Source organism: Pseudoalteromonas rubra (assembly GCF_005887115.1).
Taxonomy (GTDB): domain Bacteria; phylum Pseudomonadota; class Gammaproteobacteria; order Enterobacterales; family Alteromonadaceae; genus Pseudoalteromonas; species Pseudoalteromonas rubra_F.
Genome location: NZ_PNCJ01000019.1, coordinates 22,438 through 47,992, shown reverse-complemented (window position 1 = coordinate 47,992; position 25,555 = coordinate 22,438). Strand labels below are relative to the sequence as shown.

The window sequence follows — 25,555 nt, the reverse complement described above, 5'->3', positions numbered from 1 at the left end:
AGAAGCTGCATAGTTACAGTTTGGCTTATACGTAGCGACCACCTGAACTAGTAGCTCAAAGAAAACGAGTAATTAATGAAAAGCCAGCTTTATGCTGGCTTTTATGGTTACAAATACTATCAGGACTAAATGTGACTACTTTTTAATCTCTACCGAAATCACAGGACCTGTCTGATTTCAGTGGATAGCAGCCTAATCCAAAGCCTTTTAAAAGCAATCACCCCTGATCTGCACTCTGTTATCTGACATAAATATACGTAACCTGACTATGCGCGTAGCCATTGACGTTTGTCTGCTTGTACATAGCGCTATTGAAGTTGTATATATTTGCATAGTTAAGCATAGTGTAATCTTGGCCACTACCAGAACAACCTGAAGATTCGTGCCAGAATAAACGGAATCTTGCTTCACCTGTTCTGTCTTTATTCTCTCCAAGTGTGTCCTGAAGCGGAATACAGTTAGCGGTGTTTAACACGCTGAGATCGGCAATGGCGTAGTTATTAATCGCAGGCATCACCATTAGCATTTCTTGCATGCTGTTTTTGTAGTTTACCCACTGTGCATCCGTCAGATGGTAGTTAGCATCAAAACTTGTGATGTTTTGCGTGGCTTCAAACCAGCCATCCAGCGTCGTGTTACTGTTTGCGTAGTTATAACCAACCACTCGACGCAAACCAACCAGCGTCCAGCCACCACCGTGCTCATCCATATTACAGTATGTTGTAAACTCAGGCATAGCACCGTTACCGTCCTGATCAAGCACATAGAACCCGGATGGAGACTGAGGTTCATTTTGTAGTAGCGCATTACAGCTAGCGTAATGAGGACTTGGTAAAGTAATGGCGTCTTTGTTTGCTCGAATACTTACCGTGTCTGAGCCATAAGAGGTCACGTCCTGAGCAAACAGGTGGCCGTCGATGGTCAGGACGTTAACGAATTCCTCAATGTGTGTTAGTTCAGCGTCTTTTGATTGCTCTTCCGACAAAATAAGTTCGTGCTGCTTAAACGCCGCACCAGTGTGGTCCATAACGACTTGATCGATATTGTAGACCTCACCTGAATCAAGCGTCCCTTCCTTATTTGGTGCATAAACAGCCAGATACGCAACACTCTGCTGCGTGGTTGCACGACCAGCAACCGGTTGCTCCTGGTACTCTACATAAGCACTGAAGCCAAACTGATTAACATTACTCGCGCGAGCAACATAAGAAGACTGGTTGGCATCACTTTGACCACTCAAAAATAGGTAAGGCACCTGCGGTAACTGCTGAGTGAAGCGAAACGCTTTTTGTGAAGTTCCAACTACAATACTACCGACTTCCCAAACTGAACCATCCGCCATTTCATGGCGACCTTTATCCAGCGTAAGCGTGGATACCGTTTCGCCTTGGTGAGTCCCATCCAGGTAATCCCACTCAGCAAATCGTACCGACACAGTACCATCGCCATTGTCTGAAACCATCACGTTGCCCGGCTCGGCATCGTTTAAACTTGCCACACCAGTAACGAGGACCTGTTGTGCTGTTTTGGGAACGGCCACGCTTTGATCTGTCACGGTGATCTCTGCCAGGTTAAACGCCTGTGCAGAAGCACCAGCAAGAATACAACAGGTGAGTAGAGTTTTCTTAAACATATAAAAGTCCTTTGTATATAATAAGCAAATAGTATCTTTCCCTTTTGGGAATGTTTTTATAAAAAGTGCTACAGTTAGTTAAAAACAGTGATAATTTTACACAATCAACTAAATTCAAGCATATATTATCTATTTAATCTTTGACTTAATTCAAGCTTATTTTATTTATTATGAATGAATTAATCGGTATTTATCGTTATGCCTGTACCAGTCAGCACTCATTAATTACTCGATAGCACTACCTACCGAATGTCACGTACTGAGAAATAAAAAAGCCAGCGTAAAGCTGGCTTTTTTATGCTGGTTAACTCAATTTACTAAGCTGTTTTAGCTCGTTGCGCATCTTTTTTTGCTTGCTTCCGCTCTTTACGGGCACGCAAAGTTTCCTGTGCTTCATGACCAATGTGTCCTTCACCGCGCTGTTTCGCTAACTCAATTTGCTTTTGACGCTCAGCAAAACGGGCTTTTTGCTCTTCCGTCACATTTTCATGACAGTGGTGGCATGATACACCTTCCATATATTCCGGACGTTGCATTTCTTCTTCAGTGATCGGCATGCGACAGGCATGACACTGATCGTAAGACCCCTTATTAAGGTCGTGGTCAACAGCAACGCGGTTATCAAAGACAAAACACTCACCTTGCCACATTGTTTCTTCTTTTGGCACGTCCTCAAGGTACTTAAGAATACCGCCTTCCAGGTGATATACTTCTTCGAAGCCCTGCTCTTTCATGTACGCCGTTGACTTTTCACAACGAATACCACCGGTACAAAACATGGCTACTTTCTTATGCTTTGCAGGATCAAGGTTTTTCTCAGCCCAAGCCGGGAACTCGCGGAAAGTTTTTGTATTAGGGTCAATGGCGTTTTTGAAAGTACCGATCTCGATTTCATAATCGTTACGGGTATCAACCAATACCACGTCTGGGTCAGAAATCAGGGCATTCCAGTCTTGCGGCTTAACATAAGTACCCACCACTTCTTTAGGATCGATACCCTGAACACCCATGGTGACGATTTCTTTTTTCAGCTTGACCTTAGTGCGATAAAACGGGCAGGTTTCGTCGTATGACTCTTTATATACAATATTGTCCAGGCCTGGCTGCTTGTCTAGCCACGCCAACAAGGCGTCAATGCCTTCACGTTTGCCGGCGACTGTGCCATTGATCCCTTCTTCTGCAAGCAATAAAGTACCGCGCACTTCATTGGCTTCCATCACGTCTAATAAAGGCTGACGGATCGCTTGATAATTTGGCAAAGACACAAACTTGTACATTGCGCATACAACAAAATGGTTATTCATAACTTTCTCTTCGATAAGCTTTAAAACAGCCTACACTTAAGCACGACGTGTAAGCACATAACCGGATCGTAAATCCGGCGCCAGGCGCGATATTTTACGGATTTTAAGGATAATTGCAAAACCGTTTGTCAGCGACCAAAGCAGAACTGACACAAAGCGCGGTAAAGTTATGGTGGTAGGTAGACTTAGTTTGTTATAATACTGCGTTTTAGAAAATAATTACTGGAGAAAAGTACCTTGAGATTTTCCGAACTGGGTCTTGACCTGCGCTTTGAAAAACAATTAGAACACCAGGGGATCACAACCCCAACCGAGATCCAGGCTCAGGCCATTCCCACTGCCCTTGCCGGGCACGATACCTTTGCACAATCAAAGACAGGTTCAGGAAAAACTCTGGCTTTTCTGCTGCCCGCTGTTCAGCGCGTGATGAAACAAAAAGCGCTCAGTAAACGCGACCCTCGTGTACTCATTGTAGCACCAACTCGTGAGCTGGCCACGCAGGTGTTTAACCAATGTCGCCTATTAATTGCCGGTACCGCTATGTCCTGTACTAAAGTGCTGGGTGGTGAGAACTTTAACGATCAGGTCAAAGCCCTGCGTAAAGATCCTCACTTTGTGATCGGCACGCCCGGACGTATTACCGACCATATAGAACAACGCAGCTTACAACTTCATGGCCTTGAATTACTGATTTTTGATGAAGCCGACCGGATGCTGGACTTAGGCTTTGAAAAGCAACTTTCGACCATTAACCAGGCAGCCGATCACCGACTTCGTCAGACCTTATTATTTTCAGCAACGCTTGAGCATGCTCAGATTGAAATTACTTCCAGAGATCTGCTCAAATCACCCAAGCGAATTCTGCTCAGCGGCAGTAACGAGAAGCACGACGATATTCGTCAGGCGATGTATTTTGCCGATCACCTGGATCACAAAGAGGCGTTGTTAAAGCACTTCGTACAACAGGATAACGTGAAGCAATGCATTATTTTCACGGCAACGCGGCAGGACACGACTCGGTTCAGTGAAATGCTTAATGAACTTGGCATCAAAGCTGTTGCACTGGCAGGCGATCTGGCCCAAAGTAAACGTCTTGATATCATGGACGCATTTAGCCGTGGCTTGTATAAGGTCTTAGTCACCACAGACGTTGCTTCTCGTGGCCTAGATCTGCTCAACGTGTCACACGTGATCAATTTCGACTTACCAAAGCAGGCTGAAGAATATGTGCATCGAATTGGCCGTACAGGCCGCGCCGGCTTTAAAGGAGACGCGATTTCTTTTGTCGGTCCTAAAGACTGGAAAAGCTATGAGGCAATTGCAGCTTATCTGAAAGAATCAGTTCAGTTTCAGGCAGTCGAGGGGCTGGAAGCTAAATTTAAAGGGTTTAAGCCAAAAACGACCAAACCGAAACAAAATGCAAAGCCTCAATTAGCGAACACAAAAGCCAAAGCAAAACGCGCCCCCAAACGAAAACCGCAACAACCTAAAAAGGCCGTTCCGGCACCGTTTGATGTCGACGGACACGCACCACTAAGAAGAAAACCTAAAAAGCCAACCGAGGAATAAATATGCTAGGTACTACTCAGTTTTTAATGATCGAAGAGATCTGTGCCGAAGGCGCTTACCTGGATGGCAAGGAACATGGCGACGTTTTCCTGCCGCTTAAAGAGCTGCCCGACCATCTGGAAGCAGGTGACAACGTTGAAGTATTTGTCTTTAGTGATAATCAAGGCCACCCCTGTGCAACCACGCAGAAGCCTCTCGCTCAGTTAGGTCAGTTTGCCCTGCTACGTGCAAAACAAATTAATAAAGTAGGTGCATTCTTGGATCTCGGGATCAGTAAAGATGTATTGGCCCCCTATAACGAGCAGAAGCCAAAAATGCGCGAGGGCTTCAGTTACCTGGTGAAGCTTTACCTCGACAATGCCAGTAAGCGTTTATGCGCCTCAAGTAACCTTGGGAAATTTCTTAACAAAACGCCTGCTCAGTACAAAAAATTTGAGCAAGTCGATCTGATTGTCGCAGCCAAGACTGACCTGGGATATAAGGTTATTGTTAATGAACAACATTTTGGTATGGTGTTTTTTAATACCGTGTTTAAGCGTATGTACATCGGCCAGCGCATGACAGGCTATGTTAAACAGGTCCATGAAGACGATAAGATAGATATCTTACTTGAAAAACCTGGCATGGATAAGATTTCAGAGCTGGGCGAGCAGATCCTTAAAAAGTTGGAAGAAAACAACGGCTTTTTACCACTGGGTGACAAATCAGATCCTGAATTGATCAAAAAGTCCTTCTCCACCAGCAAAGCCAATTTTAAAAAGGCCATTGGTGGTTTGTTCAAACAAGAAAAGATCCAGATTGAAGCAAAATCAATTTCACTTTTAACAACCAAAAAGAAAACTTAAGTCTTAGCCTTACCGCAAGCTTGAGTTTTCCCTGATATGCAAGCGCGCTTGTCATTTGAATACAAGCGCGTATGACATTACTGATGTGTACCATTTTTGCTTTTTGGCTAACCAATTTCAAACGATGTTACGCCAAACGTTTTGTCTATACCAATATCAGGCGCCATTTGCGTGTACATTCGTGCCGTATCAAACACCGGCGTCATGTTGAGTTTTTCTGCAAGTCCAACCGCCGATGAATTACATGCCGGCACATCCAGATAAACGGCACAATCACACTCAACTTTTGAGCTCAATGCACCAATTATAGCCTCAGCCTGCTGTGCATTTTGGGCAAACAAGGGGCCTATTTTATAGCCCTCCCGGCACTGTCTGATAACCCCTACTCCCTGTAATTCTCCTCCAATCAGCAAACCAGTAGACATTGCATTGCTCTGTGCCTGCCAGGCATGCCAAAACCTGGTTCTCTGTACCGGAAAAAACGGCTCAAGAAATCGCTCTATTGTTTTGTGTGGTAACGCGTTCAGATCTGTCATTTCGGTCGTACCTCGAACGGCCAGCATCTGACTGCTCCCCTGATAGCGACGATTGGAATAAGCCAAAGTAAAACCAGACTTCTTGTAGTTCTCCTGCTGTTCGACCACACCATCCAGACCAATATTGCACCTGTCAAGCCTGGCCATGGCGGCCTGCCAGATTTTCAAACCAAAACCCTGTCCTCTATATTCAGGTTTTACTATGTAAAATCCAATAAACCCGAATGTATCATCATATTTGACAGCGGAGATGACTGCGATTGGTTCATCATCCAAAACCCCCACAAGAAACCCATCCGGATCAGCCTGATAGTAGCATTGCGCATCTTCCAGCCCCGGATTCCAGCCTTCCTGTGCAGCCCAGTCAACCGCGAGGTCAACTTCGGCACGAGTCATAGTGCGGATTGTATAGGTGTTACTCATAAATTAGCTCCTTGATGTGAACCCACATCTGACTTTCTTATATACCCGCACTATAACTGGCGTAACAGGAAAAGGAAGTCCGATTAGCTGGGCGCGTACCCTGCCCATGTCCGAGGCTTCAATTCAGATACGAACTGGGCTAATGGTGATAATGAGTATGTTGATTCAGCAGAGCATGCCGCGCAACACTTGATCACAAGAATCCTTAAGAAGTTACCAGAAATTTGTGGTAAAGCTGGATAAGCCTAGTAACCGTTCGGTGAAGGTGGATCTATAATGTGAGTCGATATTGTCTTTCGAGACATTTGACAACGCTTGAGTAAAACGACTCATTGTCTGACGCCAGTTTTGAATAGGCATCAACCGCTCAAAACTGGCATCTTAGGTCGTGTTCAGAACTCTATGTCATTTCAGTATTATGATTAAAATAGGGGGGACACATTACTCAACACTTCGATAGCTAGTTTTTCAGACAATTTTAATCGCTAAACTGTACGCTCCCATGAGTAAGTATATTCCTTTGACCTGAGCAACTCCCAACTTCCAGGTAAACTAGTTTTCGCGCTGCTGCTGCCGAAAGAACTAAGCTATAAAACTCGCTAAAATTCACTGCAGAGCGGCTTATATGGTAAAAGTTTGAGCCACACTCGCCATTAACATTTACTTTATTATTGTCTTTTAAGACAATCACAACATCTGTTGGATCAGCATATAATCGATACACGTAACCGCTTCTCGACTCTGCATTGACCTGAGCAGAACCTGAGAGTAATAACGCAGCAAATACTCTTGTCCAAATTTTCATTCAATACTCCCTATTCGATATAAAAACACATTTAAGAGACACTTTAGTCTCATCTTTACACGACTCACTTGTCGAGTCTAAATAGTCATTTGCATGATACGGAACTCCAACTGTGCGATAAGTGATATTAGGCAAGAAAATTACCGACACTGTTTACCGCTTTACCGGTTCTATCGTTTATCTGAATTAAATTTAAAAGTAATATCAAAACATCGCTGAGCGTATTTTGACTCATTAAACCGCCAGTTTTTTAAAGCCCGAATTGACGCGCGGCTGAAGATTCGGCTCATTTTAGAGTCAGTGATGTGATAACCAAGTAGCTTACCGCTATTGTCAACCGTTGCCCGAATATGGACAAAAGCGACCCCCTCAAGGTGTTCAGTATGTAATGGCCAGACGGGATGGACATGCTCCACCAACTGAAACGGCTCTCCAATGCAAGATTCAACCCTATATGTTTCGGTGTCAATAAAACTGACAAATGTCGAGGCTAAAAACAATCCAATCATTTTTTTATAATAGCTTTAGTGGAAAATGCATCAACAAATAGCTGATCGTAACTTTATTCATGGTCCTCAACCCACTCACAGTGTTGTTCCATGAAGTATTCCCAGTACTCTGTTTCACCCGAAATAGTTTGCAATTGACGCTCGATAACAGCGAGCTCTCTGGGGTCTGTAATTGTATTCTCATCGGGGCTAACTTGAGCAAAGCTCTGCTTACTGAGTTTGTTTAGATACAAGAGCGACTCCAAGAAAGAATTCAATGAAGTTGAAACTTGCTCTGGGATCCATTGCCCTTCACCATGCATAGCTGTATAAACCGGCATCGGAGGGTCACTTGTGTCAACAAAAAACGGGTCGCCCAGCACACTGTCAGTAGCTATGACAATCCAGCTTTGATACCAACTTCCGTCTTCTGTTCCTGTTAAACCTGAGCCATCGGGGTGAATGCTAAAGCCTATTTGTAGCCTGGCCAAAGTTGACTCATCGGCTACGCTAATGCCGGATGCACCAAAGAACACCCCACTTATGGCATGAGAGGTTAATGCTGTACTTATTTTCGTTATTGAACATTCCACTTAAGCGTGCCCTCTTGTTGCGATTAAACTGCTATTCAACAAAATCCTTGATAACCACGTAAAGAAAATAATTCCCACCATATCAGCAATATAGTCGTGCATATCTAACGTTCTTGTTGGTATAAGATACTGACTTAATTCTTCCACTGTGACAAAAACAAACACAGCGGCTGTGCCCCAAAAGACATCAATCGTACCGAGCTTGAAAACTTTAAATTTGCTGGCAACGTTAACGCATAAAGTGAGGGTACCAAACAATACGAAATGGCCAACTTTATCTCCATATGGAATCATTTTCACCAATTCAAAAAAGGCTTGGCTGAGCTGTAATACCCGGTAATGGTAACTTCTTTAAATTGCTCTAGAGTTAAGGTGACCGTCTCGATATTGAAAGGAATTTGTTATGCCCCCCCTCAAGCTTTCTCTGCTCAGTGCTGCACTCACGACCTTGCTTGCATGCTCTACTGAACCTTCAGGTCCAACGACTGGCTCTGACAATACAGCCAGCCAGGATCCCTTGTTTTGCCCTGCAAATATTAACTGGGTAACGAACCCCAATAGTCCACCAAACGAAATTCCGGGTGGTGGGCAAAATCTGTGTCAGTTCTATCAGTTTTCCTGGCAATGGTTTATCTCTTTAATCAACGCCCCAAATGGCAAGGATCGGACCTTCTTAAATGAGGACCGCTATGCTATTTATCTCGGCAGTGATCAGGACTCTTGTGCGCCCAATACACTGGAATCCAAACTGTTTGTCAGAGGGGATAAAGATCCACACACCACCAGTGAAGACTTCACAGCGCCCCATGAGATGAATCAGGCACTGAATAACGCCGTTCTGTATGACCAAAATGGGAATATCGTACTTTACGAGACTCGTTTTGACCGAGGTATGTGTAATGTTGCCAGGGGCTCTGCAACTTTACCCGCCGGTACTACTGAGATTAAAACATCGTGGCGTAAGATCACTGAAAAAGACATGCTTAATTACGTGTGGGTGCGCTCCGATACCAACAATAATGGCGAAATCGATGCCGATGAGCTGTATGGCATGGTGGGGTTTCATCTGGTAATTAGCACCAAAGACCACCCTGAGTTTATCTGGGCAACTTTTGAGCATAAATACAATGCACCTGATTGCCAAAAAGCAAATCAGCCAGCCTCTGACTGGAGTTTTGCCAGTGAGCAATGTGCAGCTAGCCTGCCAAATCCAGATGTAAATTGTGAGTTTAACAAAACAATCGACCCCTCCAAAACCGGCAAATCTCCTTTAACAGGTAAACCGACGGAAGTCTGTCAGGTTTATGCTCAGGGTACGGCCGAGGGAGACAATCAGGCAGAGCATAATCGGGCTAATATCATTTCTCTTAACGAACAGTTAAACAAAGTATTTAAGCGTATGCCAACCTATAACTCATTACGAGTACTGGCTGAGTACGAACTTGTTGGCGGGCTGTGGTTAAATGATGTGAGTCAATCTTCTAAGAATCGCGACAACCAGCGTGGATCGATACAATTGGCAAACACGACGATGGAAACCAATGCACAACAAGGGTTTAGTGAGGTTGTCTATACAGGCCCGAACAATCTGCAACCAGCTGCAAACTGTTTTAATTGTCATGGCTATTCTGGTCCAACTGAGAATGCGAAAGTAAGCCACATCTTTAGTTCTATCCATGGATCAAGCAAATAGCTTGTCTATACCGGTGATAACTCGCACCGACAGGGTTATCACCAGCTCCTTGCTCTCCTTTTTTCAGAAATTAGTTAAACCTTATTTTTTGTCCGTGTTTAAACACCGCTTTTACGTCTAGAATAGAGCTAATCTCCATAACATCCGATGAGGAAAAATCATGATTGAACAAGGACACGCCTTGCCCCAAGCCACTTTGAGTGAACTGACAGCTGATGGCATGGTCACGCACCAGAGTGACACCCTGTTTTCTGACAAAAAAGTCGTTGTGTTTGCCGTGCCAGGCGCTTTTACTCCGACCTGCTCTGCAGCTCACTTGCCAGGTTATGTTACCCTGGCTGACAAAATCAAAGCAAAAGGAGTCGATGCCATTGTCTGTGTTTCAGTAAACGACGCCTTTGTGATGAAAGCCTGGGGTGACGCGCACAATGCAAGCGAAATTATGATGCTAGGCGACGGTGATGCCAGCTTTACCAAAGCGCTTGGTCTGGATATGGATACAGACGGCTTTGGTGGGATCCGCTCTCAACGCTACGCTATGATTGTTGAAAACGGGGTTGTCACCACTTTACTGGTTGAAGCACCGAAGACGTTTGAAGTCAGTAAAGCAGAAGTGATCCTGGAAAAACTATAAGTTTCGTTAACTCAGGGAGCGTCAGCTCCCTTCCATTTGATAGTAGACGTGTTTTATACCATAAACCTGCGTTCGCTGCTGTTTTGTACTTGAAGCCTTGTAAAAGATACAAAAAGGCGAGAGTAATAGAAATTGGCAGACAAGTGTGAATTGATTGGAGAAATACAGTGACAATCAAAATAGAACAAGGATGGGATCGAAAGCATAGTCACTCGATTGCCAGGCTTTACGACCAGGCTTTCGGAAACAAGTTTGCCAATGCAATCCCCTGTCAAGCAAAGCGACTTGCAGTCCTGGAAAGCTGTTTCCTACCCGAATATTCGTTCATTGCACTGAAAAACGATGAACCGGTAGGGATTGCAGGTTTTAGTGAAGTCAGTGGTTCATTAACAGCAGGCCTTGATATAAGCGGACTGTTCGAGCATTTAGGGATATTAGGCGGCATACGTGCCTGTTTATTGTTTAGCCTATATGAGCGTAAGCCACGACAGAATGAAATGATTATGGACGGTATAGCCGTGCAAGAATCCTGTCGCGGGCTGGGCGTAGGCTCCAGGTTATTGGATAGCATCACCTCTCATGCTCGGACACACGGCTACGCATCGGTGCGGTTGGATGTGATTGACAGTAATGCCAGAGCAAAAAAACTCTATGCGCGTAAAGGGTTTGTTGCCACGAAAACGGAGCACTTTCCTTACTTGAACTGGTTGCTCGGCTTTTCAGGTTCTACAACCATGCAGCTGTTTCTATGACTTAACGAGTGTCAATCAAACGCCTCAATAAAGGTCGGTTCAGCGTTATTTGAAGCGATGTCCTTACAAACCAACAATCTCTCTGAGCGCCGCGACATGACCAAGATAAGCCGCTTCACCTAACTCAGTCAAAGACAGCCAGGTGCGGGGACGAGATAAGCTTACTCGCTTTGCCACTGAGATGTAATTAGCCTGCTCAAGTGCTTTGACGTGTTTGGATAGCACGGAATCGCTGACTTCAAGCTGTGCCTTAACCACAGAAAACTCAAGCTCTGAGACGGGGTGAAGTAACGCACAGATCTGTAGCCGATTGTGGGCATGAATAAGTGAATCAAAGCAGGCTTTACTCATTGCCAGAATCCTTTGTCAGCCACTCTCCCGCCGGCAGCTTATAAAAAGCAAAGCTGCTAAACAGGAAAATCATCGCACCTGCGACATATGCAGACTGCCAGATACCCTGTTTGGTCAGATAAACTGCGAGCAATACAATAAAGGCACTCAAAAACGCCAGAGCAACAGTAGTTAGCGTTTTTCTTGATACACCTTTCAGGTGTTTTGCTTTTACGCCTGACACCCGCAGATAATGAGACCAGCCCAGTGCCAATGCAATAACACTCAGTGCTGCGCCTATCGCTATCAAAGTCCAGAAACTACTTTGACTTGCCTGAGCGCTTGCTGTTGTAGCCAGTGCGGCCAGCAGGCTAATAAGTACGTTTAACCAAACGGGCGGCCTTAAAAGCAGATTAGCCTTACGCTTAGCGCCATTCGCCGCAATAAGAGACGCACGTGCTGCCTCTGCCCCGATATTTGAATTTTTGTTCATAGTCATTCCTTTACTTTCCGTTATGGAAAGTAAAGGTTAGCAGTGACTTTCCAAAGTGGCAAGTAATTAATATGAAAGCGCCCAGGCACAAAGCTATGCAGTATTATACTGCTTCCAAATGGCTTAAGGTTGCTTACAGGTTCTTATAGACAACGAGTAACCCGCTCATTGTGAACCTGGCAGATTATGTATTGTCCGGAGCAGTCAGCAGAGCTGGAAGCTTGACCAGAGATCACGATAAGGACATTAATTTGGTGTACAGTGGATACCCAGGACAGGAACCCCTTGGAGCGCACATCAACAACCGCCCCAGCGGCAACAACGAGCCAATTAGCTTTCACCGATAAGAGATAGCAACTGTTCACCCGCCATAATCGCATTGCTTTCGCCACTAAACACATTGTCAGTCTCTTTCTCAACAAAAACATCATTGAGCCAGCTGTTAATGTCTTTATTAAACATCAGCAAAAACTCGATTGGGAATGCGGGATCCGCGGCCTGAGACTCTAGACGATCTGCTACCTCATCGATCATTAATGCCCCATCGTTGAACTCAATGCAAAAATACAAGGTATTGGCCAGTTCTTTGTAGAGTCTTGCAACATTTTTAAACCGAGCTTCAGAATAGCCGTTCAGCTCTATTAAACCTGTCTCTGATTCCAACTCGTTCAGAGCCCCAACAATGGATTCAACATCATCCTCTTCAATTGGACTATCGGTCCAGAACGCCTCAGCAGACATAGCTTGTTTGTTTAAGCGCTGATCAGCACCACTGCCTGAATCTTCGTCGAGATCAAAAAATAGCTCATCAAAGCTGTTTTCATCTGGCTCCTGATACGGAAAAGCCTCCTGAAAAAGCTCAACATTGTCCTTGAGATGCAATCGGCCGTTGAGCAATTTCGCACTTCTTTTCAGGGCATTCAGTACGGAATCAGCTCCCTTACCGAAGCGACTGCCCTGGCGAGCCGACTCCTGATAAAACTGCTTAAACACGTCCGTCGATTCTCGGATCTGCCGCACCAGACGGCGCATGTTGGTGAGATCTTTTTGCAGGGAAATGTAATGTGTCACCTCACCCGCTTCATTTGTTATGGCTGAGATATTCCATTCAACCGGATACATAGATCCGTCTTTTCTGTAATTGACCGAAGAACCGTAAAAATAGCCGTTTTTTTCGAGCGCCGGGCTTAATCTGGCCAGCACTCTGCGGTTGCTCTTGGGTCCTTGTAATATAGCAGTTGACTGGCCGACTAACTCGGCAAGCTCATAGCCGGTATGACGACAAAATACCCTGTTAGCATACACAATACGGTAACCCTCATTACGATTAGCGTCGGTAACGACTATAGCGTGCTGCGAGCGCATTAGAACTTGTTTAAGTAGTTCAATTGGAGAGGAGTTTTCCAATAACTGGCCGAAAAATAGGGTTTCTTCCATGGAGGGATCATTGGTATTCATTGGCAGCTCAACTCATATTCGACAATAACAGTACCTAGCTCGCCTGACGGCAGTAAGTGGTGTACGCATGTCTGTTTGCGTGAGTTTAACTATAGTGCAAATTACCGAATACCATGAATTTTTTGCTCTGAAACACTGACAGCTTGAGTGGGATAGCCCCAGCACTGGCCTACGTGCTATCCCTTTGCTTATCAGTCACTACGTTTCGCAAAACTAAATGACTGTTCAGCCTCAAGCTTGCCACTTTGGTCATGTGGCGTCGTGTAAAAAGACACGTTCAGTTTGTCCAGATTGTTATCCAGCTCAATATGGGCGAAGCCCCAGATGAAACTTTTTGACCATACCAGATCGTATTCTGGATAGCGTTTCTCCTGCTGCTGTGCAAACGGTGTATGTGTTCCGCGCATTTTTGCTGCAGCTCCGCTGATAATCAAGGGCAGCTTAGGTTTAGCGTTACCAGGCATCACACGACTACAATCGTCTGTTAACAGCTCCAGATCGTGTTCATGCCCCGCAATATAGGCGTCTGCATACTGGCATAGCTCAGGTAAAATGAGTCTTCTCAGTACATGGCCCTCGTCATATTTGGAGCCACCGATTGACCACAAAATATGGTGCCCGTACACCAGTTTCCACTTAGCCTTAGAGTGCTTTAATCCATCTGCCAACCAGGCAAGCTGCCGATGATCTTCGCCGTTGACTGGGACTTCATGACGCTCTATCTCTTCAACCTCTGCCTGGCCGGATGCAAGCGCGCTGGCTAAGCCCTGCTCACTGCCATCGGGGCGTAGCGGCACCTCGTAATAATGCTGACCTGAGAGTAGCATATTAGTATCCAGTACAAACAGCTCTACATCGTTGCCAGGTTCACCTATGGTGTAGCTGTAGTAGCCTTTGGGCGACATATAAAAATTTGGTTGTTTTGCCATCCATTCTGTCTGAAGCTTCACGCCTTTTCGTGACGTTTTCCAGTCATGGTTGCCTAATGCGGAGTATACGACCAGATCCGGTTGCTGCTCAAATAACGGACGCAGCGGTTTTAGGATCAGGTCGTTCATGCGCTGTTGATCATCTTTGCCATCGTTGGCACCGGCACCATCCGGATATATGTTGTCGCCCAACTGAATAGCAAAGTCGCATTTTTTCTGCTGGCATAAACTAGCCATCGCTTTGCCAGTTGCAAGTGCACCTGTTTGCTCAGTGGCGATGTCTGTGCCCGGATAAACGTAAACCGGCGCGTGATTGAACTCGTCAACTGGTCGATGCTCCGCTATCCAGTCTGCCCGCTCAGCAGCAATGAATTGTGCTTTGTTCTTTGGCTTATGGATGTGTTTTAACTTGGGGTAGTCAGGGTGGTAGCCGCCATCACCAAACGCCAGGAAGGACACCGAATTATCTGACTGGGCTGCAAAAGATACCAGAGCAGACACACTCAGACAGGACACTACAAATCGCTTTAAAGTCATAAATAAAACACAGCGCCGGGTTTCCCCGGCGCGCTCCGCTAAACAGGTTAGAAAGAAGTGTATGTGAAGCCGAGCTCGAAAGAACGGCCATATTGCTCATACTGGAAATTGTACTTTTGCTCACCGTGATAAATGTATAGCGGTTCATCGGTCAGGTTAATGGCATTGAAGTACACCTGCATTTGCTCAGTGAAATAGTATTTAACGCTTAAGTCCAGCTGCATATGGTCGTCCTGATATACACGGGCATCGTTTTCTGTGCTCAGGTAAGCTTTACTTTTGTAGTTGCCGCTCAGACGCGCACTCACAGAGTCGTCTTCGTACCCGACCATCAGGTTCGCCACGGTATCTGACTGGCGGGTCAGCTTGTCATCGGCATCAATTAAGGTGGTATTGGCAGAAAACATCAACCCGTTTTTAAAGTTTTTGCTGTAAGCCAGCTCAATACCTGTCAGGTCTGCCTCGCCACCATTAACGTACTGCATGACTTTTTTATAACCTGCCCATTGGGCCTGATCTTGCACTTCCTGCTCAGTAATGAAGTTATCTATTTGCTTGTAGAACAAGCCTGCTGACATAACACCAATGCTGCCTGTGTAATATTCAACAGACAAATCTAAGTTGTGAGACTCATAAGGGTCCAGCTCGGGGTTGCCTACCTCTCCTTCTCGCTCAGTCACGACTTGTCCGTCGTCTTCATCCGTTTCGCTTTCCAGCAGCTGATAAGCAGCGGCTTCCTCAAATCCTGGACGGGCAATCGTCTGAGTATAAGCAAATCGAGAGATCACATCGTCTGCCAGCTCATAACGCAAAGTCAGATTCGGCATTAGGTGGTCATATGACTTATCCACTTCCCATGGACTGATATTGACCTGTTCGCTGTCGGTTAGTTTGTCTTTTTCGAGTGCAACCCGATAGCCTCGGGTGGTGTAATCTGTGTCCTCGTAACGTACACCCGTGATCAAATTGAGTTTACCAAAATCTATGTTAACCATGGCATATAACGCACTGACTGTTTCTTCAGAGCGATAGCTGCGCCCTTTAGACTCTATGCTGGTTTCCTGGTCATTGCGCTCGAAGGCACTTTTGTTATTTGCAAAATAGCTTTGCAGGGCCTGCTCAGACAGACCCGGACCAAAGTCACCCAAGTCATACTCAGGTGCGACAGCCTTGAATTGCTCTGCCGTCACATCATCAAATCCGCCGTCATAGACTACCGCATTGACAGAGTTGAACTTCTCACGGTCGCGATATTTAACCCCAAATTTAAGCTCAGCATTGTGACCTGAAATCACCAGATCTTTTGTCAGGTCCAGCTTAAAACTGGTCGCCTCGTCTTCACTCAGGTTATTTTCATGAACGATTTCATCCAGTTCGAAGCCATTTAATTGATGAGCGCCTTCACTGCGAGACAAAGTAGGCGTATCACCCAGGCTGGCATACCCTAACGTCAAATCCTCAGCCGCAAATGCCATATCTAAACGATCCGGCTCCTGCTCATCAGACTTTGAGTACACCAAGCTGTATTCTATAAACCAATCGCTGACCAAATGCTCACCACCGGCCACCACAGACAAGATGCTTTGCTCTTCATACCTATCTTTGCTGTCCCGATCCATTTCGGTACCACTGAAGTAGGCCATAGTATCGCCAGATTGATCGCTCAGATACTCGCCTTTGTCGAACTTGTATTCGTTACGCAGACGGAATTCGTTATCCGAGAATTCACTGTACATGGTTCTCAGGTAATACTTATTGAACAGACCCTGGTGCAGATCCAGATTCAATGCAGCCCCCAGACGTTCACGCGTGATGGTATACAGACGCTGCTCAATTTCTTCGGCGCCAAAAAATGTCACTTCTTCACCTGTATTGGCGTCCTCCATTTCCAGCTCCATCCAGCCGCCATCGGTTTCCATATTATGCGAGCCAAACTTGCGCTCGAACCAGGAAACCGCGGTTGCAACACCCAGCTGTGTCTGGCTGCTGATCTCATAGATATCGCTATAACTGGCTGACAATTTGGGGCTGCTCTTTTCAACTTGCTCGTTGTATGCGCCCTGAACGTTAAAACTGTAGCTTTCCCCTTCGCGGTCAAACGCACTTAAGCTTTTCACTTCAATACTGCCACCAATCGCATTAGCATCCATATCAGGGGTGACTGTTTTGCTGACTTCCAGACTCTGAATAATTTCGCTCGGAAGTACGTCCATGGCGACACTGCGAACACCTCCTTCCGGTGAAGGCACAGCAGCCCCATTGATGGTGACGTTGTTCAGGTTCGGATCAATGCCCCGGATCCCAACAAAACGCCCTTCCCCCTGATCTCGCTCAATGAATAAACCCGGTAAGCGTTGCAGCGCTTCTGCTGCATTCTGATCAGGTAACTGACCAATGCTGTCTGCACTGACAATAGATTTGATACCATCGGCATTTTTCTGTCTGTTCAGGGCTCCGGCCTGTCCTGCACGCTGCCCTTTGACAATAATATTATCCATTTCGCCCTGATAGGCACTCAGCACAACTCGTGTCTGAGTAACCTCTTGGTCTTTAATCACGACTTGCTGAGTGACAGATTGTGCGCCAATGTAGCGAACTTCCAACGTGTAAGTCCCGGCAGGCAGGTTGATGAATCTAAACTCACCATTTCGCTCAGAGCTGACTTCACGGCCCAATTCCTTGATGATGACCTTTGCCCCCTCAAAACGCGCCTTATTTTGCGCATCAGTCAATTCGCCCTGTAATGTATTCGCTGAGGCAGACGTACTCAGCAGGCCCAGTGCAATGGCAACGCCAGTACAGATTTTCGATATACCAGTCGGTAGAGTGTTTTTCATGTTTTTTTCTCGCACAGAAAAGGGGTTTTAATAAATTTCGGGACGACCTTAACGGTGCTCAATGAACGAATTATTGCAGCCTGATAGAGAATACGACTCATGTACCACCAAATTGAATGTTTTTACTCCACAATGAGCTGAAATGACCCCTTTTGGTGCGGTAACACTGTGGTTTTTTTGAAATAAATGTGCATATGTCACATGCTTGCTGACTTGTATGAGCTATTTTGACCCGGTGCCAAAATAAACAAGCAGATATGTTTTTCAACTCAGATGTTTTCTTACAGGAAGCTGGCCTGCTCTACTGACATTTTGCATTGACTGGCTTAGGTAGGTGCATATCACGCCTAGACGGCAAAAAACACGCAGTGTGACTTAGTTTACTCCGTAATAAACGAAAAAAGCCGCGGCATATAAGTGCTCACGGCTTTAACAACCAGAATTTGTTGTTACAGGGCTTGCTCAAGCTGAGGTAATACCTCGAACAAATCAGCCACCAGACCATAGTCTGCCACCTGGAAAATAGGCGCTTCCGGATCTTTATTGATAGCAACGATGACCTTTGAATCCTTCATACCTGCCAGGTGCTGAATAGCACCGCTAATGCCCACTGCGATATACAGGTCCGGTGCGACAATTTTACCTGTCTGCCCGACTTGCATGTCGTTTGGTACAAAGCCTGCGTCTACCGCAGCACGTGATGCGCCAATGGCAGCACCCAGTTTGTCTGCAATTCCTTCAAGTAAAGAGAAATTCTCACCATTTTGCATGCCACGACCACCGGAAATAACCACAGGTGCCGCTGTCAGCTCAGGACGCTCTGATTCAGTTTGTTCAACACCGACAAAGCTGCTGCTGGTGTTTTCGACCGACGCACTAAGTGTTTCGACAGCAACAGGGGCTTGCTCACCGGCCGCGTCAAACGCACTGGCACGCACGGTGATAACTTTTTGTGCTTCTAATGATTTAACCGTAGCAATGGCGTTACCAGCATAGATTGGACGCATAAAGGTGTCTGCATCTACCACGTCTACAATTTCAGAAATTTGCGACTTATCCAGCAAGGCCGCAACGCGAGGCATGATATTTTTGCCTGTAGTCGATGCCGCAGCCAGAACATGGCTGTAACCTGCAGCAAGTGTGATAACCAAATCCGCTGTGCTTTCAGCCAACTGATGATCAAGCGCGCCGTCATCCGCCAACTTGACCGCCGTTACGCCTGCGATTTGTGCCGCAGCCTCAGCCACCGATCCAACGTTATGACCCGCGACCAGAACATGGATCTCTGCGCCAAGCTTGCTCGCGGCATGAACCACTTTTGCCGTTTCTGGCTTTAGTACACCATTTTCGTGTTCAGCAATAACTAGTACGCTCATGAGATCACCTTAGCTTCAGTTTTTAGTTTATTAACCAGTTCTTCTACACTTTCAACAACGATACCCGCTTCACGTTTAGCGGGCTCTGCCACACGAACCAGCTCCACACGCGGCGCCAGATCTACACCCAGCGTATCTGCTGCAATCACATCAAGTGGTTTACGTTTGGCTTTCATAATGTTTGGCAGAGATGCATAGCGCGGCTCATTCAGACGCAGATCTGTAGTTACAACCGCTGGCAAGTTAAGTGCTACCGTTTGCAGACCACCATCTACTTCACGCGTGACAACCGCTTTGCCGTTAGCAATTTCGACTTTAGACGCAAACGTGCCCTGAGGGCGTTTAGTAAGTGCTGCTAACATCTGACCAGTTTGATTGTTGTCAGAATCGATAGATTGTTTGCCCAGAATAACCAATTCAGGGCTTTCTTGCTCTACCAGCTTTGCCAGTAGTTTAGCAACGTGAAGCGACTCCAGCTTAGCATCTGTTTCAATATGAATGGCTTTGTCAGCGCCCAGAGCAAGTGCCGTACGCAGTTGTTCCTGGCAAGCTTTATCGCCGATTGATACTGCGATTACTTCGCTGGCGGTACCGGCTTCTTTAAGGCGGATTGCTTCTTCTACCGCTATCTCACAGAACGGGTTCATTGCCATTTTTACATTGGTCAGATCAACATCACTGTTGTCGGCCTTGACTCTTGCCTTGACATTGTAGTCAATCACGCGTTTGATTGGCACAAGTACTTTCATGGTTACTCCATCATCTGGTTATTCTATAGGGCTGACGTAAACGTCAACAAAACAATTTAATGAATCCAGACTACTTCCTGTTGACGTAAACGTCAACCTAAAATAACCTTAGCTTAACCTTAACAAAACTAAAGCCTCGTTTTAGTTAAACTACCGTCAATCTATGTGAGGTAAAAATGGTCGAACGCGAAACCATGGAATTTGATGTCGTGATTGTTGGCGCGGGCCCTGCGGGCCTGTCGTGTGCGATCCGACTTGCACAACAGGCACAGGAAAAACAACAAGAACTGATGATCTGTGTCGTTGAAAAAGGCTCAGAGGTCGGAGCACATATATTGTCTGGAGCTGTGTTTGAAACTAAAGCGCTGGACGAATTAATCCCGGATTGGGCTGAAAAAAATGCCCCTGTCACCACAAAAGTGACTGAAGACGAAATCTACCTGTTTAAAGATCAGAGCAAAGCGACCAGCATCCCGCATTTTGCTGTTCCTAAGACCTTTAAAAATGATGGCAATTATATTGTGTCTATGGGCAATGTCTGTCGCTGGCTGGCTGAGCAGGCTGAACAACTGGGTGTGGAAGTATTCCCCGGATTCAGCGCGCACTCGCTGATAGTCGAAGATGATGAGGTGAAAGGCATCATCACCGGTGATATGGGTGTTGGCAAAGATGGCGAGCCAAAAGACAGTTACATGCCAGGTATGGAACTGAGAGCCAAGTACACCGTATTTGCAGAGGGTTGTCGTGGCCATCTGGGTAAACAGCTGATCAGCCAGTTTGCACTGGATAAAGATGCAACCCCTCAGCACTATGGGATTGGCTTTAAAGAGATCTGGCAAATTGACCCGGCAAAACATCAGGAAGGTAAAGTTGTCCATGGTACGGGCTGGCCGCTCGATAACGAAACCCACGGTGGGTCGTTTATGTACCATGCCGAGAATAATCAGGTCGTAGTCGGATTAATCATAGATCTTAACTACAAAAATCCGTACCTGAGCCCGTTTGATGAGTTTCAGCGCATGAAACATCAGCAAGTATTTAAAGACACGCTGGAAGGGGGTGAACGCGTTGCATACGGTGCCCGAGCGATTGCCAAAGGGGGTCTACATGCGTTGCCTAAAATGCACTTCCCGGGCGGTTTGCTGGTTGGCTGCGATGCCGGTACTCTGAACTTTGCCAAAATCAAAGGCAATCACACGGCAATGAAGTCGGGTATGATAGCTGCGGATACCATTTTAGCTGCGCTAGGGGAAGAAAACCTTCGCGCAGATTTAAGCGAGTTTGCCGATAACTTCAAAAGCAGCTGGCTGTATGACGAGCTTTACCAGTCCCGTAACTTTGGCCCGGCCATGCACAAGTTTGGTCGCATATTGGGTGGTGCCTACAACATGGTTGACCAAAACCTGTTTTCAGGTTCATTGCCATTCACACTCAAAGATACCACGCTGGATCATGCTTCTCTCAGGCTGGCAAAAGACTCTCAGGAAATTAACTATCCTAAACCGGACGGTAAACTGAGTTTTGACAAGCTGTCGTCTGTGTTTTTATCCAACACCAACCATGAAGAAGAGCAACCTTGTCATTTGCAACTCAAAGATGTCTCTATTCCTATCAAAGTGAACCTTGAACAGTATGCAGAGCCTGCTCAGCGCTACTGTCCGGCTGGCGTTTATGAGGTCAACGAAGATGAAAACGGCGATAAACAGTTCGTAATTAATGCACAAAACTGTGTCCACTGTAAGACCTGCGACATCAAAGATCCAAGCCAAAATATCACCTGGGTGACGCCAGAAGGCGCAGGTGGTCCTAACTACCCTAACATGTAAGCCTATCCTAGCGGGGGCAGCTCCCCCGCAACCATCCGATTTTATCCTAAATTGCCGGGGCAAAATGCCCCTTTTTTTCTATACTTAAGCAAGTATATTTAGAAGATGAGGTGCCCTATGGCGCAGCAATCGGAAGTGGTATTTCGCTTTTTAGCAGAACCAACCGACGTAAACTTTGGCGGCAAAGTGCATGGTGGTGTGGTAATGAAATGGATCGATCAAGCTGGGTATGCTTGTGCCGCAGGCTGGAGTGGCGCCTATTGTGTCACTGTATCGGTTGCTGGTGTGCGTTTCCACCGCCCTATTTTGGTTGGCCAAATTGTTGAAGTCTCTGCACGCATTGCCCATACCGGCAAAACCAGCATGCAAATATTTATTCAGGTACGTTGTGGCGACCCACAAAAGCAACACATGGTCGAAACCAATCATTGTATCATCAGTTTTATTGCCATGGACCAGGCGGGTTACCCTATCCCTGTTGCCAAATTTGAAGCAAAAACCCAGGAACAAAAAGCGCTGGAGCAATATGCCATTAAGATGAAAGAAATTGCGATTCAGACCGAGTCTCTGTTACAAAACACGCTGGATCAGGGTGACTGACCCAGCGTGTGTAACGAGTTTGCAAGTGTAGCAAGTACGCTTAAAAGGTGTACAGTGCGCCGATAAAGGCCACATCCATAGTATCGTCACCAACCAGAGGGCTCTTGCTGATGACGCTATCCAGCTCTGTTCTGCTTACACTGCCTATCAGGGTAACTTCTGGCGTCAACTGGTAGTAGGCGTTTAAGCCAAACGTGACGTTCACGGCACTGTCGTCAGTCTGATACGCTGTCCGCCCAACTGATGCATTGATATTTTTGCCGCTGATCCCGTATACGGTATTCACGTAATCTGAATCCAGCCAGCGCACCTGTGCCTGTGCCGAAATACCGAATCCATGAGCACTTTCATACAAAGGAACTTCTGCACTGAGTGCAAAATTGGTGGCGTCTGATTCGTCGGACAAATCGGTATGTCCGGATACACCGAACCATAAGAATCTGGCGCCATAGTTCAACACTAGCTCACCATCAGGTGCGTCATAGCCGTCAAACACTTTACTGTCTGAGCTGGTGTTACCAAACAGACTATCATACCCTTCGTTGCGATATCCAAGACCTGCGTAAGCTGTAAAAGTATCATTTAAATTCAAAAATTGATAACCGATGGTGCTGTCTTCATTGGAAAACCAGTTACCTTTTTTGATGTCGGCCATCGGTACTATCGCAAATTCATTGCCAACTCCTTTCCAGGGCAAGTCTGCCACTAATACACCTGCACCAATTTTGACTTCCCAGTCATCCTGCCCTTGCTCGGAGGCGTTACCATACATGCTTGCCAGACCCAAAAATAAACCGCCAGCCATGGCCACTGAGTTTTTAAATATCCCGATCATTATGAGCTCCTAGTCTCTAAAAGTGTTATTGCGCTGAGATTGAAAGTTCGGGAGTCTGCCGATAACGGCTAAGCGAATGCGCTGACTTCCTCTTGAACTCCACGTACTCATGATGTGATAAAAACATGCAAAACTCAGTGAGAGCCTTGTGAGCAACTGTAACTTTGTGCGCCATATCACAACAGTTATTCACATTTCAGGTGCCTTCATGTATTTAAGTCACCCATTTTGGAACGGTTTAAATTTATCCAATGTAGCTCTTACCTGCTGGTAAGAGCTGTGCTATGATTGCCGCCGGCTTAAATTGTGGTCAAAGAAAGAGCAAATAGTAGTGAGAAATGTCCGGTTTTTAGTGGTTGACGATTGTACCGCAGTGCGCAATGTCGTACGTAATATCATAAAGACACGCCTGGGGTCAGATCAGGTGATCATGGCAGCTAATGGTAAGCAGGCAATTCAGATCCTCGAGTCAAAGCCCGTCGACATTATTATTTCTGACTGGCAAATGCCTGAAATGAATGGCGAAGAGCTGCTCTACCGAGTCCGCAATAGCGCAAAATTTAAAGACCTGCCTTTTATCATGATGACCTCGAACGGTGAGCGCGATTTTGTGATAACCGCGATTAAAAATGGCGTTAGCCACTTTGTCGTCAAGCCGTTTAGGGCAGAAAAACTTGAAGCTGCTGTGAATAAATCATGGAATGGCGCTTGTAAACGTAACTCAGTGCGCCATTCAGCCTTGCCAGCACACGCCATGCGTATTGTTGCATCCGACGCCCTGCTTGAAGCCAAGGTAAATAACATCAGCCACACAGGTATGCAGGTTTATTCAGATTATGTGGACGCGCTTAAACTATACAAAACCACCGAATTCAACCTGAGCTTTGACAACTTTAACGGCCCTCACGCTTTGAGTATTTCCCCTTTGTATGGGTCGATTGTGCGTATAGAAGCAAACGAAGGCCCAGAGCAAGACTGCTTGCTGGGCGTGCGCTTTGAGCTGGATAAATGCAGCGAGCAGGTTCGTAATAACCTGGACAAACTGATGATACACCTGGATAACGCAGCCCCGGACGTTGTAGATAATAATTAGATAGCTTGCCTGGCCAGCTCGAACATTGTTGTATTTGTTTGCCTGATAAGCTCGTGGCGCGGCATATCGCATTGAGACATGACCTTACTCACTACCAGCTCAATCTCGCATTGCAGGGCAGTGTTAAGTTGAGTGGCCCTAACAGTGCCATCACCTACCCCCGCAAATAATGGTTGTAAAAATACACGGCGTTTACAAAGTTGCTCCACGACCAGCGGCATCACTGGAGACTGCTCTGTAAAAACCCGACGGCAAATACTACTTACCAGACGACTGTATGTCGGTTCCATCATATTAGAGACAAGACGACCTTTTTGCTCAGACTGCGGAGCACTTTCTATACTAAACATTTTCAAACCAATACATTATGTAATAACCCGATCCTAGCTACAAACAGCAAACTGGGGAATTACACAGGATTACAGCGTAATTTCACTTCCATTTGTTACAACGCTTTTAGGTCGCTACAATACGCGCAAACTTACTAACCGGAATATTGCGTGCACTTCGATATACAGCCCATTGGTGTGATTCATTCACCCTATAAACAAAAGTTTGCCATTCCAAGACAACCTCGCCTTGTACCAGAAGCCAAAGCTAAGCTGGTATTCTGTGAGGACTTTAATCGAGAAGAGTTTGTACGCGGTATTGAGGAGTTTAGCCACCTGTGGTTGTTATTCCGCTTTCACGAGACCGCAGACAAAGGGTACTCTGCTTTGGTACGACCGCCACGGTTAGGCGGCAATGCGCGCAAAGGTGTATTTGCGACCCGCGCCACCTTCAGACCCAATGGCATTGGTATGAGTGCCGTAAAGCTCGAAGGTGTCGAGTACAAAAATGGTCAACTCGCACTACTGCTATCTGGAATAGACTTACTCGATGGCACGCCGATAGTCGATATTAAACCCTATTTGCCCTATTCAGATGCCCTGACAGATGCTGCCGCGGGTTTTGCAGATACCCGCCCAGAGACGCAAATGACGGTGACTTTTAGTGATCAGGCCGAAGATTTTATCTCTCAACAGAGCCATTACCCGGAACTGAGAGCTTTTATTGGTAATGTACTCAAACAAGACCCTCGCCCTGCATACAAAAAAAAGCAGGAAAATCCGCAAAACTATGGCATGAATCTCTATGACTTTAATATTCGCTGGCAAGTAGATGGCGAACACAACCATGTGCTTGAAGTGGCTATTGCTGAGTCGGATTGAACAAAA

General features: G+C 46.0%; 25 protein-coding genes. 9 read left to right on the top strand and 16 right to left on the bottom strand.

All coding sequences use genetic code 11. The annotated features are described in order from the left end of the window. Positions 1–238 precede the first annotated feature (238 nt). On the bottom strand, positions 239–1,633 hold the full coding sequence (locus CWB98_RS14455; protein WP_138545504.1) for a fibrinogen-like YCDxxxxGGGW domain-containing protein: 1,395 nt from the start codon (positions 1,631–1,633) through the stop codon (positions 239–241). Positions 1,634–1,950: 317 nt separating this feature from the next. Then, positions 1,951–2,937: a rhodanese-related sulfurtransferase gene (locus tag CWB98_RS14450; protein WP_138545503.1), complete on the bottom strand. Its 987-nt coding sequence runs from the start codon at positions 2,935–2,937 to the stop codon at positions 1,951–1,953. A gap of 237 nt (positions 2,938–3,174) precedes the next feature. Here CWB98_RS14450 and CWB98_RS14445 point away from each other — a divergent pair, with 237 nt between their 5' ends. Next, positions 3,175–4,506, top strand: a complete 1,332-nt coding sequence (locus CWB98_RS14445) for a DEAD/DEAH box helicase (RefSeq protein ID WP_138545502.1) — start codon at positions 3,175–3,177, stop codon at positions 4,504–4,506. Between the two features lie 2 nt (positions 4,507–4,508). Beyond that, a complete protein-coding gene (locus tag CWB98_RS14440) occupies positions 4,509–5,351 on the top strand; it encodes a CvfB family protein (protein WP_138545501.1) in 843 nt (280 codons plus the stop codon). Between the two features lie 107 nt (positions 5,352–5,458). Here the strand turns inward: CWB98_RS14440 and CWB98_RS14435 are convergent, their stop codons facing one another. From CWB98_RS14435 to CWB98_RS14415, 5 genes are all read right to left on the bottom strand, one after another. Beyond that, on the bottom strand, positions 5,459–6,310 hold the full coding sequence (locus CWB98_RS14435) for a GNAT family N-acetyltransferase (protein WP_138545500.1): 852 nt from the start codon (positions 6,308–6,310) through the stop codon (positions 5,459–5,461). Positions 6,311–6,788: 478 nt separating this feature from the next. Continuing rightward, positions 6,789–7,115, bottom strand: coding sequence for a hypothetical protein (locus CWB98_RS14430; RefSeq protein ID WP_138545499.1), 327 nt, complete (start codon positions 7,113–7,115; stop codon positions 6,789–6,791). Between the two features lie 170 nt (positions 7,116–7,285). Then, positions 7,286–7,624, bottom strand: coding sequence for a TonB family protein (locus CWB98_RS14425; RefSeq protein WP_138545498.1), 339 nt, complete (start codon positions 7,622–7,624; stop codon positions 7,286–7,288). 53 nt (positions 7,625–7,677) lie between these two features. Then, on the bottom strand, positions 7,678–8,196 hold the full coding sequence (locus CWB98_RS14420) for a hypothetical protein (protein ID WP_138545497.1): 519 nt from the start codon (positions 8,194–8,196) through the stop codon (positions 7,678–7,680). Continuing rightward, positions 8,197–8,490, bottom strand: a complete 294-nt coding sequence (locus tag CWB98_RS14415) for a VanZ family protein (RefSeq protein WP_138545496.1) — start codon at positions 8,488–8,490, stop codon at positions 8,197–8,199. Positions 8,491–8,599: 109 nt separating this feature from the next. Here CWB98_RS14415 and CWB98_RS14410 point away from each other — a divergent pair, with 109 nt between their 5' ends. From CWB98_RS14410 to CWB98_RS14400, 3 genes are all read left to right on the top strand, one after another. Beyond that, positions 8,600–9,889, top strand: coding sequence for a hypothetical protein (locus tag CWB98_RS14410; protein WP_138545495.1), 1,290 nt, complete (start codon positions 8,600–8,602; stop codon positions 9,887–9,889). Positions 9,890–10,049: 160 nt separating this feature from the next. Further along, entirely contained in the window at positions 10,050–10,523 is a 474-nt protein-coding gene (locus CWB98_RS14405) for a peroxiredoxin (protein WP_138545494.1), read from the top strand. A 167-nt stretch (positions 10,524–10,690) separates the two neighbouring features. Beyond that, positions 10,691–11,275, top strand: a complete 585-nt coding sequence (locus tag CWB98_RS14400; RefSeq protein WP_138545493.1) for a GNAT family N-acetyltransferase — start codon at positions 10,691–10,693, stop codon at positions 11,273–11,275. Between the two features lie 63 nt (positions 11,276–11,338). On the opposite strand, the gene CWB98_RS14395 is transcribed toward CWB98_RS14400, so the two are convergent. From CWB98_RS14395 to CWB98_RS14365, 7 genes are all read right to left on the bottom strand, one after another. Beyond that, positions 11,339–11,626, bottom strand: a complete 288-nt coding sequence (locus tag CWB98_RS14395; RefSeq protein ID WP_138545492.1) for a transcriptional regulator — start codon at positions 11,624–11,626, stop codon at positions 11,339–11,341. Next, entirely contained in the window at positions 11,619–12,098 is a 480-nt protein-coding gene (locus tag CWB98_RS14390) for a hypothetical protein (protein WP_138545491.1), read from the bottom strand. Before CWB98_RS14390 ends, CWB98_RS14395 begins: the two co-directional genes overlap by 8 nt. A 330-nt stretch (positions 12,099–12,428) precedes the next feature. Further along, on the bottom strand, positions 12,429–13,556 hold the full coding sequence (locus tag CWB98_RS14385; RefSeq protein ID WP_249364683.1) for a PAS domain-containing protein: 1,128 nt from the start codon (positions 13,554–13,556) through the stop codon (positions 12,429–12,431). Positions 13,557–13,747: 191 nt separating this feature from the next. Then, positions 13,748–15,022, bottom strand: a complete 1,275-nt coding sequence (locus tag CWB98_RS14380; protein WP_138545490.1) for a metallophosphoesterase — start codon at positions 15,020–15,022, stop codon at positions 13,748–13,750. Between the two features lie 47 nt (positions 15,023–15,069). Then, positions 15,070–17,859: a TonB-dependent receptor gene (locus CWB98_RS14375; protein WP_138545489.1), complete on the bottom strand. Its 2,790-nt coding sequence runs from the start codon at positions 17,857–17,859 to the stop codon at positions 15,070–15,072. A gap of 449 nt (positions 17,860–18,308) precedes the next feature. Continuing rightward, positions 18,309–19,235 carry an electron transfer flavoprotein subunit alpha/FixB family protein gene (locus CWB98_RS14370; protein WP_138545488.1) on the bottom strand — a complete coding sequence of 309 codons (927 nt, stop codon included), beginning with the start codon at positions 19,233–19,235 and terminating at the stop codon, positions 18,309–18,311. Beyond that, a complete protein-coding gene (locus tag CWB98_RS14365; protein WP_138545487.1) occupies positions 19,232–19,984 on the bottom strand; it encodes an electron transfer flavoprotein subunit beta/FixA family protein in 753 nt (250 codons plus the stop codon). Before CWB98_RS14365 ends, CWB98_RS14370 begins: the two co-directional genes overlap by 4 nt. 176 nt (positions 19,985–20,160) lie before the next feature. Here CWB98_RS14365 and CWB98_RS14360 point away from each other — a divergent pair, with 176 nt between their 5' ends. Together CWB98_RS14360 and CWB98_RS14355 are read left to right on the top strand one after the other, a co-directional pair. Further along, complete coding sequence (locus CWB98_RS14360; RefSeq protein WP_138545486.1) at positions 20,161–21,810, top strand: electron transfer flavoprotein-ubiquinone oxidoreductase; 1,650 nt, start codon at positions 20,161–20,163, stop codon at positions 21,808–21,810. Positions 21,811–21,927: 117 nt separating this feature from the next. Further along, positions 21,928–22,410 (top strand): acyl-CoA thioesterase, encoded by a 483-nt coding sequence (locus tag CWB98_RS14355; RefSeq protein WP_054015173.1) that lies wholly within the window; start codon positions 21,928–21,930, stop codon positions 22,408–22,410. Between the two features lie 40 nt (positions 22,411–22,450). Here CWB98_RS14355 and CWB98_RS14350 read toward each other — a convergent pair whose 3' ends face one another. Further along, a complete protein-coding gene (locus tag CWB98_RS14350) occupies positions 22,451–23,245 on the bottom strand; it encodes a MipA/OmpV family protein (RefSeq protein ID WP_138545485.1) in 795 nt (264 codons plus the stop codon). 331 nt (positions 23,246–23,576) lie between these two features. On the opposite strand from CWB98_RS14350, the gene CWB98_RS14345 reads away from it, so the two are divergent. Next, positions 23,577–24,338, top strand: coding sequence for a response regulator (locus CWB98_RS14345; protein WP_138545484.1), 762 nt, complete (start codon positions 23,577–23,579; stop codon positions 24,336–24,338). Here CWB98_RS14345 and CWB98_RS14340 read toward each other — a convergent pair. Beyond that, the gene (locus CWB98_RS14340; RefSeq protein ID WP_138545483.1) at positions 24,335–24,688 is read right to left on the bottom strand and encodes a hypothetical protein; all 354 of its coding nucleotides are present in this window, start codon (positions 24,686–24,688) and stop codon (positions 24,335–24,337) included. The two genes, CWB98_RS14345 and CWB98_RS14340, sit on opposite strands and share 4 nt — an antisense overlap. Before the next feature lie 150 nt (positions 24,689–24,838). Between CWB98_RS14340 and tsaA the strand changes: the two genes are divergently transcribed. After that, on the top strand, positions 24,839–25,549 hold the full coding sequence (tsaA, locus tag CWB98_RS14335) for a tRNA (N6-threonylcarbamoyladenosine(37)-N6)-methyltransferase TrmO (RefSeq protein WP_138545482.1): 711 nt from the start codon (positions 24,839–24,841) through the stop codon (positions 25,547–25,549). The last annotated feature ends 6 nt before the right edge of the window (positions 25,550–25,555 follow it).

What these genes read in the sequence shown, in the direction of transcription:
- CWB98_RS14385 (WP_249364683.1), bottom strand. Translation starts at nt 13,556, where the DNA reads ATGAATACCAATGATCCCTCCATGGAAGAAACCCTATTTTTCGGCCAG.
- CWB98_RS14355 (WP_054015173.1), top strand. Translation starts at nt 21,928, where the DNA reads ATGGCGCAGCAATCGGAAGTGGTATTTCGCTTTTTAGCAGAACCAACC.
- CWB98_RS14450 (WP_138545503.1), bottom strand. Translation starts at nt 2,937, where the DNA reads ATGAATAACCATTTTGTTGTATGCGCAATGTACAAGTTTGTGTCTTTG.
- CWB98_RS14370 (WP_138545488.1), bottom strand. Translation starts at nt 19,235, where the DNA reads ATGAGCGTACTAGTTATTGCTGAACACGAAAATGGTGTACTAAAGCCA.
- CWB98_RS14415 (WP_138545496.1), bottom strand. Translation starts at nt 8,490, where the DNA reads ATGATTCCATATGGAGATAAAGTTGGCCATTTCGTATTGTTTGGTACC.
- CWB98_RS14430 (WP_138545499.1), bottom strand. Translation starts at nt 7,115, where the DNA reads ATGAAAATTTGGACAAGAGTATTTGCTGCGTTATTACTCTCAGGTTCT.
- CWB98_RS14410 (WP_138545495.1), top strand. Translation starts at nt 8,600, where the DNA reads ATGCCCCCCCTCAAGCTTTCTCTGCTCAGTGCTGCACTCACGACCTTG.
- CWB98_RS14455 (WP_138545504.1), bottom strand. Translation starts at nt 1,633, where the DNA reads ATGTTTAAGAAAACTCTACTCACCTGTTGTATTCTTGCTGGTGCTTCT.
- CWB98_RS14425 (WP_138545498.1), bottom strand. Translation starts at nt 7,624, where the DNA reads ATGATTGGATTGTTTTTAGCCTCGACATTTGTCAGTTTTATTGACACC.
- CWB98_RS14365 (WP_138545487.1), bottom strand. Translation starts at nt 19,984, where the DNA reads ATGAAAGTACTTGTGCCAATCAAACGCGTGATTGACTACAATGTCAAG.
- CWB98_RS14395 (WP_138545492.1), bottom strand. Translation starts at nt 11,626, where the DNA reads ATGAGTAAAGCCTGCTTTGATTCACTTATTCATGCCCACAATCGGCTA.
- CWB98_RS14340 (WP_138545483.1), bottom strand. Translation starts at nt 24,688, where the DNA reads ATGTTTAGTATAGAAAGTGCTCCGCAGTCTGAGCAAAAAGGTCGTCTT.
- CWB98_RS14360 (WP_138545486.1), top strand. Translation starts at nt 20,161, where the DNA reads ATGGTCGAACGCGAAACCATGGAATTTGATGTCGTGATTGTTGGCGCG.
- CWB98_RS14375 (WP_138545489.1), bottom strand. Translation starts at nt 17,859, where the DNA reads ATGAAAAACACTCTACCGACTGGTATATCGAAAATCTGTACTGGCGTT.
- CWB98_RS14435 (WP_138545500.1), bottom strand. Translation starts at nt 6,310, where the DNA reads ATGAGTAACACCTATACAATCCGCACTATGACTCGTGCCGAAGTTGAC.
- CWB98_RS14440 (WP_138545501.1), top strand. Translation starts at nt 4,509, where the DNA reads ATGCTAGGTACTACTCAGTTTTTAATGATCGAAGAGATCTGTGCCGAA.
- CWB98_RS14405 (WP_138545494.1), top strand. Translation starts at nt 10,050, where the DNA reads ATGATTGAACAAGGACACGCCTTGCCCCAAGCCACTTTGAGTGAACTG.
- CWB98_RS14380 (WP_138545490.1), bottom strand. Translation starts at nt 15,022, where the DNA reads ATGACTTTAAAGCGATTTGTAGTGTCCTGTCTGAGTGTGTCTGCTCTG.
- CWB98_RS14350 (WP_138545485.1), bottom strand. Translation starts at nt 23,245, where the DNA reads ATGATCGGGATATTTAAAAACTCAGTGGCCATGGCTGGCGGTTTATTT.
- CWB98_RS14390 (WP_138545491.1), bottom strand. Translation starts at nt 12,098, where the DNA reads ATGAACAAAAATTCAAATATCGGGGCAGAGGCAGCACGTGCGTCTCTT.